General features: G+C 58.2%; 18 protein-coding genes and 1 tRNA gene. 7 read left to right on the top strand and 12 right to left on the bottom strand.

What is annotated here, in order from left to right:
- The first annotated feature begins 4 nt into the window (after positions 1-4).
- Positions 5-1027, top strand: a complete 1023-nt coding sequence (locus tag JG743_RS30260; RefSeq protein ID WP_202303186.1) for a hypothetical protein — start codon at positions 5-7, stop codon at positions 1025-1027.
- A 29-nt stretch (positions 1028-1056) separates the two neighbouring features.
- Here JG743_RS30260 and JG743_RS30255 read toward each other — a convergent pair.
- From JG743_RS30255 to JG743_RS30245, 3 genes are all read right to left on the bottom strand, one after another.
- Positions 1057-1164: transfer RNA gene (locus JG743_RS30255), tRNA-OTHER, on the bottom strand.
- A 6-nt stretch (positions 1165-1170) separates the two neighbouring features.
- Positions 1171-1653 carry a helix-turn-helix domain-containing protein gene (locus tag JG743_RS30250; RefSeq protein WP_202296040.1) on the bottom strand — a complete coding sequence of 161 codons (483 nt, stop codon included), beginning with the start codon at positions 1651-1653 and terminating at the stop codon, positions 1171-1173.
- A gap of 206 nt (positions 1654-1859) precedes the next feature.
- Positions 1860-2687 carry a DUF3800 domain-containing protein gene (locus JG743_RS30245; protein ID WP_244672984.1) on the bottom strand — a complete coding sequence of 276 codons (828 nt, stop codon included), beginning with the start codon at positions 2685-2687 and terminating at the stop codon, positions 1860-1862.
- A gap of 255 nt (positions 2688-2942) precedes the next feature.
- Between JG743_RS30245 and JG743_RS30240 the strand changes: the two genes are divergently transcribed.
- Entirely contained in the window at positions 2943-3533 is a 591-nt protein-coding gene (locus tag JG743_RS30240) for a poly-gamma-glutamate hydrolase family protein (RefSeq protein ID WP_202296037.1), read from the top strand.
- 35 nt (positions 3534-3568) lie between these two features.
- Here the strand turns inward: JG743_RS30240 and JG743_RS30235 are convergent, their stop codons facing one another.
- From JG743_RS30235 to JG743_RS30215, 6 genes are read right to left on the bottom strand one after another with little or no spacing between them, the layout of a single operon-like run.
- The gene (locus JG743_RS30235) at positions 3569-4261 is read right to left on the bottom strand and encodes a hypothetical protein (RefSeq protein WP_210388514.1); all 693 of its coding nucleotides are present in this window, start codon (positions 4259-4261) and stop codon (positions 3569-3571) included.
- On the bottom strand, positions 4258-4665 hold the full coding sequence (locus JG743_RS30230) for a DUF6527 family protein (RefSeq protein ID WP_202296031.1): 408 nt from the start codon (positions 4663-4665) through the stop codon (positions 4258-4260). The genes JG743_RS30235 and JG743_RS30230 overlap by 4 nt, the downstream gene beginning before the upstream one ends.
- The gene (locus JG743_RS34360; protein WP_244672983.1) at positions 4662-4862 is read right to left on the bottom strand and encodes a hypothetical protein; all 201 of its coding nucleotides are present in this window, start codon (positions 4860-4862) and stop codon (positions 4662-4664) included. Before JG743_RS34360 ends, JG743_RS30230 begins: the two co-directional genes overlap by 4 nt.
- Positions 4859-5836 carry a DUF6791 domain-containing protein gene (locus JG743_RS30225; RefSeq protein WP_244672982.1) on the bottom strand — a complete coding sequence of 326 codons (978 nt, stop codon included), beginning with the start codon at positions 5834-5836 and terminating at the stop codon, positions 4859-4861. Before JG743_RS30225 ends, JG743_RS34360 begins: the two co-directional genes overlap by 4 nt.
- Positions 5811-6113 carry a multiubiquitin domain-containing protein gene (locus JG743_RS30220; protein WP_244672981.1) on the bottom strand — a complete coding sequence of 101 codons (303 nt, stop codon included), beginning with the start codon at positions 6111-6113 and terminating at the stop codon, positions 5811-5813. The genes JG743_RS30225 and JG743_RS30220 overlap by 26 nt, the downstream gene beginning before the upstream one ends.
- Positions 6067-6288, bottom strand: a complete 222-nt coding sequence (locus JG743_RS30215) for a DUF2188 domain-containing protein (protein WP_120018641.1) — start codon at positions 6286-6288, stop codon at positions 6067-6069. The genes JG743_RS30220 and JG743_RS30215 overlap by 47 nt, the downstream gene beginning before the upstream one ends.
- 154 nt (positions 6289-6442) lie before the next feature.
- On the opposite strand from JG743_RS30215, the gene JG743_RS30210 reads away from it, so the two are divergent.
- Positions 6443-6769 carry a helix-turn-helix domain-containing protein gene (locus JG743_RS30210; protein WP_202296029.1) on the top strand — a complete coding sequence of 109 codons (327 nt, stop codon included), beginning with the start codon at positions 6443-6445 and terminating at the stop codon, positions 6767-6769.
- The gene (locus JG743_RS30205) at positions 6769-7677 is read left to right on the top strand and encodes an ImmA/IrrE family metallo-endopeptidase (protein ID WP_202379379.1); all 909 of its coding nucleotides are present in this window, start codon (positions 6769-6771) and stop codon (positions 7675-7677) included. The genes JG743_RS30210 and JG743_RS30205 overlap by 1 nt, the downstream gene beginning before the upstream one ends.
- Positions 7678-7698: 21 nt before the next feature.
- Here the strand turns inward: JG743_RS30205 and JG743_RS30200 are convergent, their stop codons facing one another.
- The 3 genes from JG743_RS30200 to JG743_RS30190 form a co-directional block, all read right to left on the bottom strand.
- Entirely contained in the window at positions 7699-8127 is a 429-nt protein-coding gene (locus JG743_RS30200) for a hypothetical protein (RefSeq protein ID WP_202296023.1), read from the bottom strand.
- Complete coding sequence (locus tag JG743_RS30195) at positions 8127-8702, bottom strand: recombinase family protein (RefSeq protein ID WP_202296020.1); 576 nt, start codon at positions 8700-8702, stop codon at positions 8127-8129. The genes JG743_RS30200 and JG743_RS30195 overlap by 1 nt, the downstream gene beginning before the upstream one ends.
- A gap of 262 nt (positions 8703-8964) precedes the next feature.
- The gene (locus JG743_RS30190) at positions 8965-9846 is read right to left on the bottom strand and encodes a LysR family transcriptional regulator (protein ID WP_244673236.1); all 882 of its coding nucleotides are present in this window, start codon (positions 9844-9846) and stop codon (positions 8965-8967) included.
- Positions 9847-10070: 224 nt separating this feature from the next.
- Here JG743_RS30190 and JG743_RS30185 point away from each other — a divergent pair, with 224 nt between their 5' ends.
- The 3 genes from JG743_RS30185 to JG743_RS30175 all read left to right on the top strand — a co-directional run bounded on the left by JG743_RS30185 (position 10071) and on the right by JG743_RS30175 (position 16150).
- On the top strand, positions 10071-11636 hold the full coding sequence (locus JG743_RS30185; protein ID WP_202296014.1) for an ABC transporter substrate-binding protein: 1566 nt from the start codon (positions 10071-10073) through the stop codon (positions 11634-11636).
- A 92-nt stretch (positions 11637-11728) separates the two neighbouring features.
- Positions 11729-12751, top strand: a complete 1023-nt coding sequence (locus tag JG743_RS30180; RefSeq protein ID WP_202296011.1) for a dipeptidase — start codon at positions 11729-11731, stop codon at positions 12749-12751.
- Positions 12752-13501: 750 nt separating this feature from the next.
- Positions 13502-16150: an AMP-binding protein gene (locus JG743_RS30175; RefSeq protein ID WP_202296008.1), complete on the top strand. Its 2649-nt coding sequence runs from the start codon at positions 13502-13504 to the stop codon at positions 16148-16150.
- Position 16151 lies beyond the last annotated feature (1 nt).

Raw genomic sequence — 16151 nt, 5'->3', positions numbered from 1 at the left:
CCTGATGCTTTCCCATAAGTATCACTTTGTCGGGCACGAAGAATTCTCAGCGACATCGCGGTTCTCACCTCTGGATCTTGCGGGGAAATCCAAGGGATTGGCGGAGGCTGTCATTCTATCCGGTCCGTCAATTCATCCAAAAAAGATCGAAATCGAGTTGCAATTCGGCAATTTGGCAGTGGCCGTGCAGCCATTCGACCACTTCCTCGCCTTGGGCGGAGGGGGTGTCCGCTTGCCGCTGCTGCGCACCATTTCACATCGGGCGCTGATTCGATCCTTGGATGGCAAACCCCTGAAGGCCGCCAAGCTCTATGAATTCCTTAGCCAAGTTTGCTCCTTCCTTGGTTTCATTAAGGGCACACGGGTCGGATATGGCGAGGTCCGCAACGCTGCCCGAAACGGGTTCAGATGTCTGGGATTCTCCCGGGCCGACAGGCTGGAGGCACCGAAAAACTGGTTTCATTGGGCAATGGCAGACGACTTGCCGGCAGTGTTTACCAGCTACATGACCATTTTTCAGACCCCGGAGGCTAAGCGCGGCGTCGGGCGAGCTTTGGCCTACTACAAGATCGCAAACCTGGCCCGTTACGATTCGGTGGAGACGGCGGTCATCATGTCGGCGGCCGGCCTGGAAACGCTCGCGGCCTATGTCCTCGGGACACGCGGAGGGTGGAGCGTTTGGATGTTGCGCAATGTAAGTCTTGCCGAACGCATCAGGGCCTGTACCCGTCTGCTCAAGATCGAAGGAGACCCGGCTGATCAATCTGACCTCCTTCGCAAGCGCTTAAAACCCAAGAAGGGGCAGCCGGTCGCCGACGGATTCTCATTGCTGACCGAATTTCGCAACGGCGTCACGCATTCGTCGCCCTTCAATTACGACATGGACATTTTCCACGCCTGGGATGCCTCGCAATGGCTCCTTGAAATGCAGCTCCTGGCGCTGTTCAACTACCGTGGCAAATACCAAGATCGGCGCCTGCAGATGCGCACTTACGCGGGGAATCTGGCGACCTTTCCCGCCGCCTAGGCAAGGCCTAGGCGCGGTATGGGAAACGATGGGCGTGACGGCAGGACTTGAACCTGCGACCTCCTCGCCCCTAGATAGCGGTGTCACGCACCACCCAGGTCGAAAGCGAGGCGCTCTATCCTCTGAGCTACGCCACGATCTGCTTACGCATCGTTGTCCACGACCAGCTGCGGCTTCTTGCGCTTCAGCCGGTCCGACCGTTCCTGCGCTGCCTTCTTGATCTCGGCGGCCTTTTCGAGCGCAAACGGCCTGGCAGCCTCGATCAAGCCGTCGAAGTGATAGCGGTTCGTCATGCTGCCATTGGGCGTGTTGCGCCGTTCTTCCCGGCCAAGAAGTTTAAGAGCCTCGAGGGCGGCAATGCGCTTCTGAATGGTGCGGGGCGTCACCCCAATGGACTTGGCGATGGTTTCGACCGAGGGGTGGGGGAGGTTATCGGGCAGCCACCAGTACTGGACCAGGTGGATGATGATGTTCATATCGAGCGCATCGAGCCCGAGGGCCTGCTGCTTCTCGATGATGATGTTCGGGAAAGCGCTCCAGCCTGTGGCCATGAGTGCCTTGGTCCACTTCTTCTCATTGGTGCGTAGCTTATCGACGTCTGCTTTGGCGGTTTCTGGCTGGGCCATCTCGGGCTTCCCTGTGGTGAACTGCATCCAGATATGGTGGTTTCCCGTGATGACGCAAGGGCATCGGGGACGATTCTGGATTCAGGGGGAGGGTGTTTCAAGGTTCATCCGGCCTATGTCCTTGGATTCAGGGGCCGGGGAACCGCGCTGCACCCAAAGAAGAGGGCGCCAAGGCGCCAGCCGACCATTTCAAAACGAAGGCCCGGCTAGTCCGGGTCTTTGTTTTTTATCCGTTCAAAACAGCTGTATTTGATGCCGCAGGATGCCAGGTCCTCGGGCGGCAGGTGCGCGTCGATGAGACGCTTGTGGTCCATCAGGGCCCTGTAGGGCCGGTAGGACGGGTCATAGCCGCCCTTGGCCATCGGATAGAGGTAGAGATCGGCGATCTGCAACATCGGCGTGGCTTTGGTTCTGCCGCGCGGCTCCCCGCGCACGATGTCTTTGAACTCCTCAGCGGTTAATGACCCGTAGCTGGCGGAGTTGACGCCATCGAACGGCATCCCCTGCGTCTTCAGGATCCGCGTGTAGGCTATCAGGTCGCGGTCCTCGGCTTTGCCAGCCCTCTCGAAGAACACGCGCAGCTTGCGGTCCTGGCTGCGGGCATATTTGGCGGCGCGCTCGATCAGGATGCAGTAGGCGGTCTTGCACATGAACCAGAGCTGATCCTGATACCGGTCCCGGTAACGGGCAACGTAGCCCGGTCGGTCGATCACCGCGGCGATGCCGATCACGGGCAGCGCGAGAAGCATCCCCTGCAGATCGCCCAGGAATTCAAAAGCGGACTCCGGCTTCTTTAGCCAGCCGAAGTCGCCACGGCCGCCGCGGATGGCCCAGGAGGGGAGCGGGTAGGTGATGCCGTGCTTCTGGCAGAAGGCCTTGTGGCGGGCATAGAGCTCATCGACGTCTTCCTCGTTGATGAGGATGCCGCCGAGGGCGAAATAGTCCATTTCGTCCCGGCGCTTCTCTTTAGGCTCTCGGTCTGGCTCGCGGCTGCCGCTGTCATCGAGGTAGAGGTGGATTTCACGGTCTGTCACGGGTAGGCTTTCATTGTCCGTACAGCTTGGCGCAAAACCGGAGGCTGCATAGCACACTGATGACATACAGGATTGGACGGCGACCGGATAGAACAAAGAGTGAACTTACCAGTTATCCCCCGGAGAGGTCGCTTGCCGGTGCCGCATCGGCCATTGGCCGTGTTCGTTGCGATCGGGAGGATCTAGGAACCGGACAGGGAGCTAGCGATGAATCAATCTCCAAGCATTCTGCGGAAGACCAGAAAAGGCGAGTACATGGCTTTCGCTGACTTGGCAGCCGAGAAGACGCAGGGCGTTGACTACGATTTCCTGGTTCTGGATCGAGCTTCGGCCGTGGCAATTGTCGCGCCGCATGGCGGCTGGATTGAGCATGGCACGTCTGAATTGGCCACCGCCGTCGCGGGAGATGATTTCTCGCTCTACCTGTTTGAGGGGCTCAAGCCGAAACGACCGCATTCCGAACTGCATATACCGTCCGAGTATTTCGACCAAAATCGATGCGCCGACCTGGTCAGCAGGGCCCGGATTGTAATCGGCATGCATGGCCGTGCCGACGGCGACGACCCGGAAACGATCTGGCTCGGAGGCCTAGGCAAGGAGTTGCGCGACGCGATCGCGGCGGCACTGGAGGCAGCTGGCTTCAAAGCCATCACCTCGGGCCACCGGCTGCCTGGCGAACACAAGAACAACATTTGCAATCGCGGAATCAACCAGGCCGGTGTGCAGCTTGAGCTGCCAAAATCGCTGCGGGACGCGCTCGTCGCGAATCCGCAGCGCCGAGCGCTGTTTTCCAAAGCGGTCCGTAAGGCAATTTCAGATCATCTCGCCAAGCAGGGGGCGGCTTGAAATTTGGCGGTCGGGCCAACCTTCAGCCCGCCGGATCACGGCTTCGGCTCGAACGCCCATACCGGAATCTTGTTCTGCCTGCCGGTGCAGCGCTTATTGAACAGAGCGATCCAGGCCAGTTGGACGTCCAGCAAGCTGGCGATTGTCGAGGCGACGAGCGCATCGTCGATCGCCTCGGCGTTTCCGTGAATGAACGCGTTGCGCCGATGCTGAACGGTCTGAAGGTGGCGGGCCACCTCCGGGTATCCTGTGTCGGCCAGATCGTCCCAGAAGGTCTTGCCCCAACGGTCGCGGTAGACCCGGTCCAGCCTTTGCCCAATGTTGGGCGTCCGGCGAAGTTCCTTGCTCTCGGGATCATCCGCGAATGCGGCCTCGAAGAACCGCTCCATCAACACTTCAAAGGCCGTCCAGAACAGGATTACGATGACCAGGCGCTGGGAAACGCGCCCAGATATCCCGGCCGAATCGGTTAGCGGCCGCTCCCATTCGTTCCGCATCAAGCCGAGCAGCACGAAGATTGTATAGGGGGCCGCTCCCGGCAAAGTATATCGCGGAGCGACGACGCAGCCGTGCAACTCGGGAAACGCGTCCGGCTGCATCTGATGCTGGCAGACCGGACACGGACGATGCACGTCCCTATAAAGGGCGTGGCATTCGGGGCAATGGACCATCGGGACCAGCCCGTCTTTCCAGGGCGACAGCGCAACTTCGGACGAAGGCGTCGTCATTCGCGCCATCCAAGCAGTTTGAGGAACGCGTTCCACAGGCGTCCGACCAGACCACGCTTCGGCTGACGTGTCTTGAAGTAAGCCTCGCGCCGTTTCTCTTCCGATCGGCGGCCGGCAGCTATTTGTGCCTCGCTCCAACGCGGCGCCCAGTCGATCCGGCTGTCGGTGATCAGGTAGTGGGACTTGCAAGGCAGCTGCCAGTTGCCGATCGAGGGGCGCAGTGTTGCAAGGCCGCCGCGCTCGGACAACGTCCATTCGGCCGGGCCCAGCGGGACCGAGACTTTGTTACCGCAGCCGCATGCACAAAGATGGGCGGCCACTGCAAACTCCTTCGACACGTAGAGAATGCCTGGCTCGAGCTGTTTTGGCACGTACTGGACGTGCCGGAGCGCCAAGTCCGTCATATGTCGCGCTCCGACATGATCCGGAGAGTGCTCGTATCCATGAGCAAATGGTACGCCGAACTGTCGTCGACGTAAAAGCCCCGCCGCTGCTTGTACATCATAACGGCAAGGGCTGCATTGATGGCGTTCAGCTCCGCGATCTGGACGTTCTGCCGGTAAGCGTTGTCAGGGTCATCCACCGTTTCGGCCAAGTTCATGGCCCGAACCTTTTCAGCATCCTCGGCGCTGAAATAGGTCGCGCGCAGTGTGCCAGCCAACGGACCCTGTTTGCGATTGAGGCCCTGCCGACGTCGATGAAAGGTATTCCCATCCCCGTCAAAAGGTCGAAGATGGCGGCGCGGGCAGAGCCTTTGTCGACGCAAACGAACGCAAACGTCACCCCTTCAAGCTCGGCCGTGGAAGAAGCATCGATATAGACCTGCCGCATGGACAGTCCATTCCGAAAGTTCGTGTAGCGCTTTTCGGCGACCGAGGCCTTCGACTTTTGCCAGTCATCGAGATCCAGGGCACCTGGCGACCGGAACGCGTTGTGCGGGTAAAACAGGTCACCGTCAAAGCCGCGGATCTCCCTGGCCCTGGACTTGACCATGAAATCCAGAACATAGGAGCCGGTGCCACCAAGCCCGCTGATGGCGATGACGTCGTCGACGAAGACGCTGGCGAGATCGGCGATCTCGGCGCGGCTGGTCAGGGAGTCATGAACCTTGAACACGGACTCCGGCACGATGTCGGGATCGACGCGAAAGGTGAGGGGGGTGGCCTGCGGAAACCGCTCTATCGCCGGCCCGGAAATCAGGGCGACATAGTGCTCGATCTTGTCGAAGAAGTTCGCAAAGCCGGCCGGCGGCTTGTTGGAGAACGACCGCTCGACGACGACGTCGTCATGCGACAAGGGAATGGTCGTTGCACCGCCGGCAAGGTTGGCGACGGGCTGTCCTTCGAGGCTGTATGGGGCCGATCCGGCAAAATAGACCTGATGGTCATCCTGCACGAAGTGATGCTCGTCGACAGGGACGAGTTTGGCGACAATGGACCCGGTCTGAAGCGCGCCCTCGTGGTCGAGGTAAGGAATGTCCCGGACCACGAGGTGCAATGTGTCCACCCTCAGGGCATAGCCCTTTTCGAGCAGGCGACGGATATCGTCGTTATGACTGGCCAGTTCGATTAACACTGAAGACCATCCCTTCCTTGACCTTCACGCTGCCACCCGGAGCCAGGATGCCTTCCGGCTTGTGGCCATCGCCGCGCGTGTAAGTTACCGAGTAGGTGATCTCGGGGTGCTGCGGATAATCGGGGTAGGCAAGCGTCATCACCTCGGCGTAGCTGATGGTGTCCTTCTTCGGGACCTCGTAGGGGCTGCCTGCTGGGTCTGCATTTTGGAGTATCCTTTTGTTGAAGCCGCTAACCGCGCGGCGGGAAGGGATCGTTGCCGTAAGAGTTCGAGTCACGGATCTGTCCGTTCGGCCGATGGATCACCACCTCGCTTTGCTGGTTGATGGCGATGTCCCTTGCCGAGGCAATCGCGTCGGCCTGGGTCGGATGAAGGGAAGTGGCGCGGCTGTTGCCGGCGCCGAGCACCGCCCACTGACCGTCGCGAGGTACGACATGCTGATTTTTGCCCATAAAAGTCTCCATTAAGGTTCGTTTGCTACAAGTGCGTACAACTATATCTTACGACGCGGGTTGCGTCAATGCCCATGGTATGATGTTGTAGTGCCTAATCAGACGGCGCGCCGCGAAAGCGTGCGCGCCAAAAATGATTCCGGAGAAGGACTGAATGGTAGAACTGGCCGTCAAGCTGAAGCAGCTGCGTGTGCGCAGCGGGAAATCGCTGCAGGAGGTCGCCGACGCAGTCGGGGCCTCCAAGGCGCATATCTGGGACCTTGAACGCGGCGCCAGCAAAAACCCATCCCTTGTCCTGCTTAAAGGCCTTGCTGACTATTACAAGATCGGCGTCGCGGATCTGGTTGGCGAAAATCCGGCCGCGGGCCAGGAGGAACCCGAACTCGTGGCGCTCTACCGCAATCTCAGTGAGCTTTCGCCGGCCGACCGGGAAACCATTGCCTTGCTGGCCGAGCGTCTCAAGGCGAGCCGCTCCAAGTGATGAACATCAGCCGCATCGATCTGGCCGATGCGGCCAGCCCCGAACGCCTGGTTCTGGAGATCCTCAAGCACGAGCCGCAGCTGGCGATTCCGGTGCCCATTGAGGAATTGTGCCTGCGCCTCGATATTCTCGAGATCGTCCCCCTGACCACTGACGGCTACGAAGGCGGGCTTCTCACCTCGGCCGACAAGTTCAACGGAACAATTCTCTTCAACGAAGCGAGCCCTAGGGAGCGGCGGCGCTTCACCATAGCCCACGAGCTTGGGCACTTCCTGATGCCGTCGCATGTGCCGTCGGCCGAAGGACGGTTTCTTTGCAAGCTCCAGGACATGCGGGCGCTGAAGGGCGGGGAGTCGGATCGGCGGCTGAAAATGGAAGTCGAGGCCAATCGCTTTGCCTCGCAGCTCCTTATGCCGCCCCCAAAATTCCGGGTCGATGTTGCCGTGGGCAACGATCCCGACATCCGCCAACTGTCGGCCATCGCCAAGAAGTACGACGTCAGCAAGGAGGCGGCCGGCCGCGCTTACGTCAAGTTCCGCGAGGAACCTGTGGCCATTGTGGTGACGCAAAACGGCAAGGTGCTGCGCGACTATCGCGACTCGCTCAAATTTCCCCAACTATCAGTCCCAACCGGGGCCATGGTTCCGGCGCACTCGCTGCTGCTGCGGCGCAAGCATGAGATCGGCGTGCCCAGTGAGATCGACGAAACCGACGCCGGCGTGTGGCTTCATGTGGAGAGGGGTCGTCAAGCCGCGCCCCTCTTCGAGCAAGTCCTTCTGCAGCGGCAGGGCTTCGCACTGATCATGCTGTCGCGAGAGGCAGCCTCCGGCGATGACGACGAGGCTGACGAAGAAGCGGAAATGACCTCTGCTCAACGGCTCAAACGCCGCCTATATCCTGACCGGTAAAGGCGGCTAGGCCGCTGTTACCTATTCGTAGCGGCCGCCGAACAGGTCGCCTACAGCCCTGCGCTTCTTGTAGGTAAGATCACGCTGCCGGAGGTGCTCGGGCTTGTCGTGCAGCATGTGGCACCTCTGGCAGAACGCCCGCAGGTTCTTCGGCGCGTTATTTGACAGGTCGTGGTCAAGATGCGCCGCCGCCAGCGCCACCTTCGTATGCAGGATCGGCTCCGAGCACTCAAAGAGGGGAGGGAGGTCAGGCAAGGCCTTCCCCGCGCCAGACCGCCAAACAACAGCTTCATCGTCCCACCAGCGGCCGTCGCCTAGGTGCGCGACTGTCTTGCCGTGAGGCCGGCCGCAGTCTTCGCAACGGCCTTTGGCGCGCTTGAACCGCACCCATTGGGACAGCTCCGGCCAATCGATCGGGTAGAACCAGCGGCGGTGCTTGCGGATCGGCATCAGGCCGCCTTCCCCTGGCTGCGGGCGGCCGGGAAATAGGCGTAGAACGTGGTGCGGGCCACGCCCATCCGCTTGGCGATGTCTGCCACCGGGATCGTGCCCGCCTTCAGCAAGGCACTGGCAGCTTCAAGGTCGGCCTCGGTGAGCTTTTTCCGGCGCCCGCCTTTCCGGCCTCGGGCGAGGGCGGCCTTAAGCCCCTCGATTGTCCGCTCGCGGTTGAGGTCGAGAAAATACTCTGCCATGGCGCCATGCATCTGCAACGCAAAGCGTCCGTGCGCGGTCTCACTGTCGAAGTGCTCGGTGAGGCTCTGGAAAGCAACTTCCTGGCGCCGCAGCGTGTCGATCGTGCGCATCATCTCGACGAGAGACCGGCCGAGCCGGTCGAGTTTCCACACGACCAGGATGTCGTCGGGGCGGAGGAAGGCGAGGGCCGCCTCGAACTCCGGTCGCTTGGTGCCGGCACGGCCCGACTTCTTTTCCTCGAAAATCTTGGTGCAGCCGGCGCGGGTCAGGGCGTCGCGTTGCAGATCCAAGTTCTGGTCGACAGTCGAGACGCGGGCGTATCCGATGAGCATGTACGGATAGTCTCACATGACCGTTTTCCGCACAATAGAATTCCGCACATAATTTCCGAACAGAATTGGCTGCCGTCTTGCCAATTTCACGTCACCTTGGCCGAGTGTCCGGAAAACGGTCGTTTTCAACACACGACTAGCCGAGCAAATGGTAGCGGCGGCCTGTCGGTCCCAATATCTCTACAGCATCACCGAGAGCCTAGAGACATCGTGGTAACAGGGTCTCGTAACGCGGGGGGTGACTGGATCGCGACCCCTGGCACTACCTCACCGATAGCAGATGCTGGAGGTAGGTCACCATCTTGCCGGTTACCAACGAGTAGCCTGCCTGTCTGGTTAGAACAAATGTTTCCACAAGTGGCGAAGCCTCGACAAATTCTTTAATCACCAGGTTTGGTAGTTCAGCATTCCTGACGCATGATGGATAAACCGTAATGCCAAGGCCTGCTGCCACCATACTGAAGATGGCAGCGCCATCCTGCGCCTCAAGGGCGATCCTCGGCACGAACCCGGCAGTTGCACAGAAAGCCTCCACGGTCGGCAGGTAAAGTTCCCAGCCCTCGCGATCCCCCATAACGAACGGCTCGTCAGCAAGTTCACTCAATGAAACGCGTTCCTGTTCCGCGAGGCGGTGGTGTCGGCTGATAACGGCGACCAACGCCTCTTGCGTGAACGGCCTTACTTCTACGTTGCCCTGAAAGCGGTGCCTCACGGCAAAGCCAACATCGATACGATTGGCGTTAAGATCGGTCGACTGTGCGTCTGATCGATGACGTTTCAAGCTGACTTTCACAAGCGGATGAGTCCGCTTGAATTCAGCCAGGAGAGGTACCATTGGGCCGTGGATCGCAAAATCCATGTAGCCAACTCGCAATTCGCCCGTGAGGCCGATCTCTGCCTCTTGGGTGAGCTGAACCGCCCTTTTCATTTGAGCCAGCGTATAGTGCGCTTCCGCCAGAAAGACTTTGCCGGCCAGGGTGACATGTGTTGATCGGGTCGTCCGGTCTAGAAGCTGCACGCCGAGCTTGGCTTCCAGCATGCTGATTGTCCTGCTCAAGGCCGGCTGGGCAACATTAAGCCGCTTCGCAGCACCCACAAAGCTTAGCTCCTCCGCAACAGCCACAAAGGCACGAAGCTCCCTCATTTCAAGGGACGGAGATGCCATCCAAGTGTTCCATACAATGCGATACCGACTGCCACTTTTATCCCCCCCATTCATAACAAAATCAACAATAATCGGTGCCCAAGTTGTATTGGGACGCCGGTAATTCGGAAGCTAGAGTTGCGACGTTGAAGCGACGATCGCCCGGACGAGAAACCCACAAGGGAACCGCCGTTGACGGCCGCCAAAGCCAATGGGAGCTAACGATGGATTTTGAAGAGTCGAGCAAGAAGCCGTTGTTCAAGCTTGATCGACGAGCTTTGCTCCGTGGATCTGTAGGTCTCGGCATAGCCGGAGCTGTTGGCCGCATTGTTCTGCCGACAACGGCATTTGCTCAAACACCGCGACGCGGCGGTAAATTTGTCGCCGGGGTCAAGGGTGGATCGACCACCGATACGGTTGACCCTACGAATATGCCTTCCTCGGTCCCGCTGTTTGTCTCCTATCAGCTTGGCAATCGGCTGCTGGAGCGCACTACGGATGGAAAATTGGCCAGCGAGTTGGCTGAGAGCTGGGAGCCGAGCGACGGCGGAAAGACCTGGACATTTACCCTGAGAAAAGACGTCACCTTTCACAACGGAAAAGAATTCACCGCCAAGGACATGGTGTACTCGCTGAACCGCCACCGCGGCCCCGACACGAAATCGGGCGCCGCTGCCCTGATGAAAGCGATCACGGATATCAAGGTGAACGACCCTCACCAATTGACGGTTACCCTGGCTGCTCCGGACGTCAACTTTCCGTACCTGATGACCAATGCGGCGCTGATTGCTCAACCCGAAGGACAAGACCCCGCCAAGGGAATTGGAACGGGACCGTTTATCCTTGCCTCGGCGCAACCAGGCGTCCGCTATAACTTTAGGCGGAATCCGAAGTATTTCAGGCCAGAGCAGCCACTGTTCGATGAGCTTGAGATTCTGGTGATCAATGATGATATGGCCCGCGTATCCTCACTCCTGGCGGGCTCAACACACTTTGCCTCGGAACTCACACCGAACATTGTCGGGCGGCTAAAGAGCTCCCCGTCGGTCAAGATCGACGTAGCGGATACAACCACGTTCAACTATTTCGTGATGCAGACGAACAAAGCGCCATTCGACAATCCCGACTTGCGGTTAGCGCTCAAATATGCGGTTGATCGAAGTTTGATCTTAAAAACCACGCAGGCGGGATACGGCACCATAGGCAACGACAATCCGATCAATTCGATCTATCCGCTCTATTCCGAACTGCCTCAGCACACGTACGATCCGGATAAAGCCAGCTTCCACTACAAGAAGTCTGGCCACAGCGGGGCGATCGATCTCTACGTGTCCGAGTCCGTGTTCCCCGGAGCCGTCAACGCCGCAGAAATCTTCCAGCAATCGGCGGCCAAAGCTGGCATTACTATCAATCCTAAACGTGTGCCGGCCGACGGTTATTGGAGCGACGTTTGGATGAAAAAGCCGTTCTGCGCCTCCTATTTCGGCAGTTTGGCCACGGAAGACCAGGCGTTCACGCAGCCTTTCGCTAGCGACTCGCCCTGGAATGATGGGAACTGGTACCGACCGGAGTTTGACAAGCTTTTGGCCCAAGCCAGGTCGGAATTAGATACCGACAAGCGCAAGTCCCTATATCATGATGCCGCCAAAATGGTGCAGGAGGACGCAGGCCACATAACCTTGATGTTTTCGACCTCCATCAACGGCTTGGCGAAAAATGTCCAGGGTTTCGTAGGAAATCACTTCCACGGCGAGGCTAAAAACTTCGCGCGTTGCTGGTTCGAAGCCTGATCAAAGCAATACGACGCCTCCTACCGCGCTCGAAACCTTTCGAGCGCGGCAGGTTAAGCGCATCCAAATTTCGAGCAAGTTGGGGCGAAATCGTGGCCAATACTTTCAACAGTGAACGGGAAACAGCTCAAGCGGCACGAAAGCTGCTTGCTGACTCGATCGTTTGGGACACCCACGCCGGCGTCGCTTGCCGTCCCACTTTGGATTTGAGTTTCCTCTCGCGCTGGCGCGATGGTGGGGCAACGTTCATTGGTCTTAATGTGGGATGGGACGCCCTGTCTTGGCAGGAATCGCTTCGCTGTGCGGCGCACTACCGTAGATGGCTCGAGCTTCATAGCGACAACTATGTGATCGTCGACCGGTTTGCCGACGTGGAACGGGCCAAACGAGAGGGCAAGCTAGCCGTTGCACTCGATCTGGAAGGTGCCAACGCTCTCGACCAGAACATCGAAATGATCGGCGCTTATCACCGTCTCGGCGTACGCCAAATGAACCTGGCCTATAACAAGAACAACGCGTTTGGTGGTGGTTGTACAGATGAGGACGTCCCGCTGACGCCACTTGGTCGCGATGCCATTGCTGAGATGAATCGTGTCGGCATGCTGGTCGACTGTACGCACACTGGCTACCGCTCTTCGATGGAAATCATGGAGATTTCCAAGACGCCTGTCATTTTCACACACTCCAATCCGCGGGCGCTCTGGGACCACGAGCGCAATCTCCGCGACGACCAGATCAAGGCCTGCGCCCGGATCGGCGGGGTGGTGGGTATCAACGGCGTCAGCAAATACATGGCCGCGGATCAGGATTGTACGCCCGAGACGATCGTCAACCACATCGACTACGTGGCGAACCTAGTGGGCGTCGACCATGTTGGCCTTGGCTTGGACGCCGTCCTGGATCCTGACGAGATGCCAAACCTGGTCAAGGAATTTCCCAATGTCTGGCCGGAGTCAGAAGCCGTTCAATGGGACTATTCGTCATGGCGGTTCATCCTCCCGGAGCAGCTCCCTGACATCGCTGAGGGCCTTTTGCTTCGGCAGTACAGTGACTCAGACGTGAAGAAGATCATGGGGCGGAACTTCGCAAGGGTAGCTGCCGCAGTCTGGGTTTAGCGTTGGCGATGTCACCTCTCCGAGCAAAGCCTCTGTTGGCAAGTCCTATGGAGATTACCAACATCAAAGTCACACAGGGTAACGGGTCGCTATCGGCGCCGTTGCATGCCGCTCTATCAGTGGCAGGGCGGCGCGGTCCGTAGAAACCCCTTGTTTCCGCGTTTCGTCCCGTGGGACGTAGCGGGCGGGAAATGACAGCCCGGTACTGTCGTAGAGCATTTGCCTGGAAATGCGCGAACAGGACGGTTCGACCATTGTCGAGGGTAAGCTCATGATGGGCGATCCCAGCTCGTGATCTGTCTGGAATGGTGGTCGGCTGCGTTGCGAAAGCACGATCAGGCAGCGGAGCGAGGGCGCCGGAACACGCCCAGGACTGCCGGTTTCGTTGAGCGCACGAACGAAGCCTTCTCCTCTTTGCCGTCGATCCCATTCTGCTCGTTGTACGCGACAGACAACCGACCGCGTCGGAAACCCGACTACTATTGTCCGGTTTATGGAGATCGCGACAGGTAGTGCTAGACCTGATGTCCTGCTGCAGAGTCCAAAGCCATTGAATACCTTGAAGATAATTTCCTTGAACGCTCTCTCGGCGTAGTTGGCACGATTGTTGAAGCTCCTAAGTCGCGACGCTAGACAAAATCAGATTGGCCGCGCTCACGTGGTCTGCCAACTGCGACTGGGCCTCTTCACCGCGAGGCGTCCCATGTAAGCGCGGGCGGTTGACGGAAAACTGCAATGGGGATGCCTACGATGCAGACTCTGATGCCGACCCTGTCCGGTCCGCGCCGGCCGTTACGTTTTGGACACGACAATATAGCCGCTGTTATTGCCGAAACTCTGGATAAATTCGCGTCCAACACGGCTGTTCGTACGAACGAGAGCGGCGAAGTAAGCTATCGGGATTTGGGCATGTCTGCGTCCAGCCTTATCTGTCGGCTCGAGACTGTCGGCGTCCGTCCCGGTGACGCGGTGATTGTCAAACTTCCTCGATCAGTTGATCTTGTCACCGTCATTCTTGCAACCCAAATGCTGGGCGCTGCCTTCGTGCCCGTTGATCCATCGGATTCAGACGAGCGGTTAGCCCATATAATCCGAAACACCAACGCCAATGCCATGGTGTGTCGGGATCCGAGGGGTTCGATGCGCGTTGAGCGCCTTTCGACACGCCAAGGTATCTACTCAGCCTTCTCAAACATAGCATACATCATGCACACCTCCGGGAGCACGGGGATCCCCAAGGGGGTACCGGTCTCCCAGGCAGCTCTCCTGAATCTGGTCGACTGGTATATCGAGATGATCGATTTCTCGGAGGGCACCAGCATCTCGCAACTTACGCGACCAGCATTCGACGTCTCAATCCCAGAATTCTTCGTACCGTTTGCGACCGGCGGGACAATTATCTTGCCTACTACGCAACCGCAAGCGCAGATCATTCAAACGATTGAGTTCCTAATTCACAGCGGAACGAACGTCCTTCAAATGGTTCCAACACTGCTGCGACGCTTCCTTGGAACTCTTGAGCGTCTGCCCCATGTAGCGGAGCGGTTCACGGATCTCAAATATGTGGTTTGCAACGGTGAATCCTTACCGGATTCGGTCCGGCGGCGATTTTACTCGATTCTTCCAAACGCTACGCTGGTAAACAGCTACGGCCCAACCGAGTGCTGTGTTGCCGTTAGTCACCACTATTGCAGCCGTTGCGATGTCGACCTCCCGATGTTCATCGGAAAACCAGCTTGCAACGTTGATTTCTATGTTCTTGACCAAAACAACTGCGAGGTTGGTTTTGAAGTCGAGGGCGAGCTCTGGGTGGGCGGTGTGCAGACGTCCCAACGCTACGTGGCGGACGAACCACAGTCGAAACTTCGCTTCGTGCCATCTTTGACGGCTAACGGGGAACAAGTGCTGTACCGTACTGGGGACTATGTCGTGGCTTCCGAAGAACACGGATTGCGCTTTCTTGGACGAAACGATGATCAGATCAAGTATCGAGGAACCCGACTGGAGAAAGGGGAGATTACCAGCGCCATCGATAAGACAGGTCTATGCATGGATTCAGCGGTGGTCGTGGTGGAAAAAGACGGCGACAAGGGCCAGGATCTGGTCTGCATGGTGACGCCCGCGGACGCCGATGTGGTGAAAGTTCATCGGCGACTATCGGATATGCTCCCAAATGATCGTGTTCCGCGGCTCGTTGTGCCTCTTGTCGGGCTTCCTTTTACTGCCAATGGAAAACTCGACCAACGCGCCCTTGAGAGAATTGCCAAGGAGGCGCTCAGGGCGAACATGAACCACGCCAAACCTCAGACGGAACATCCGGCGGGGTCACCGTTAGATCTCTTGCTGGAAGCGGTACACGCCACCAAGGGAAGATGGGTATTTGCCAGCTTAACCGCTCGGGAGTGTGACATAGATTCATTGAACTTCCTCGATATCCAACTCAAGTTGGCTGAAGCTGGCCTCATGTTTGGCGAGGACGTCTATCAAGAGCAAGATCAGTCGCTCGGGGAGTGGGCACGGCGAATTCAACCGATGGATCGCTGCGAATCTCTTGCGAACTCCTCAGGGAAGAGCGGGCAGGGGGTCGACTTTAGGGACGAGTTGGCGCAAATTATCGAATACATTGAAAAGCGAGCTCCCAGCACGATTGTACTGCACTCATCTCTAGTAGCTTTAAGGAATGTAGCCGCCAAGGAGGTAACGAAAATTCTTCTTGATTGGATTGAGCGAATCGCTTCGTCCTCTACCGTTATGCTGCCTGCTTTCACGTTGAGTTACTGTACCACACAGCGTTTTCATTGGACTGAGACCAAGTCTGAAGCAGGAGTTTTGGCAGATCTTGTATTGCGGGAGCTTCCTGCTGGGCGCACCAAACATCCCGCCTATTCGATGGTCGTGACAGGCCCGAGAGCGCAGGAATTATGCGAAGCCGATTGGTGGAAATACGATCCGTTCGGTGACGATTCGATTTTTGGTGAGATAAGCCGTTCAGCTGGATTGATTGTCGGCCTAGGCACGTCAAGCTTTACTCATGTGCACCGGTGCGAGCTCTTGGCGGATGTGCCCTACAGCAAGACGGTCAACTTGCAAGGGCTCGCCGACTTCGGAGGCGGCCCGATTAACGTGTCGACGCCCGTTTACATTCGCGACATCAAGGGCCTGCCCGAGCATTCGTTTCTTGCACACGATACCACGCGTGACGTCCGCGAGATGAGGGATGTTCTGCGGGAGTTCCCAGTAGCTGGCACCTGCGCGAGGTTGGTTGACGCAATAGACATGGAATCCAAGCTGGTTCCCATCATGCGGACGGAACCATTTGGGTTCTTGCATCTAGAGGCCAGAGCCGAAGCGCGGCAGGCCTATCCAAGCGAAGAGCACGGAAATCTAGCCCCCGATTAAT

Source organism: Mesorhizobium sp. 131-2-1, assembly GCF_016756535.1.
Taxonomy (GTDB): Bacteria; Pseudomonadota; Alphaproteobacteria; order Rhizobiales; family Rhizobiaceae; genus Mesorhizobium.
The sequence above is the reverse complement of the archived record's forward strand: the minus strand, read 5'-3'. Positions and strand labels throughout refer to the sequence as shown.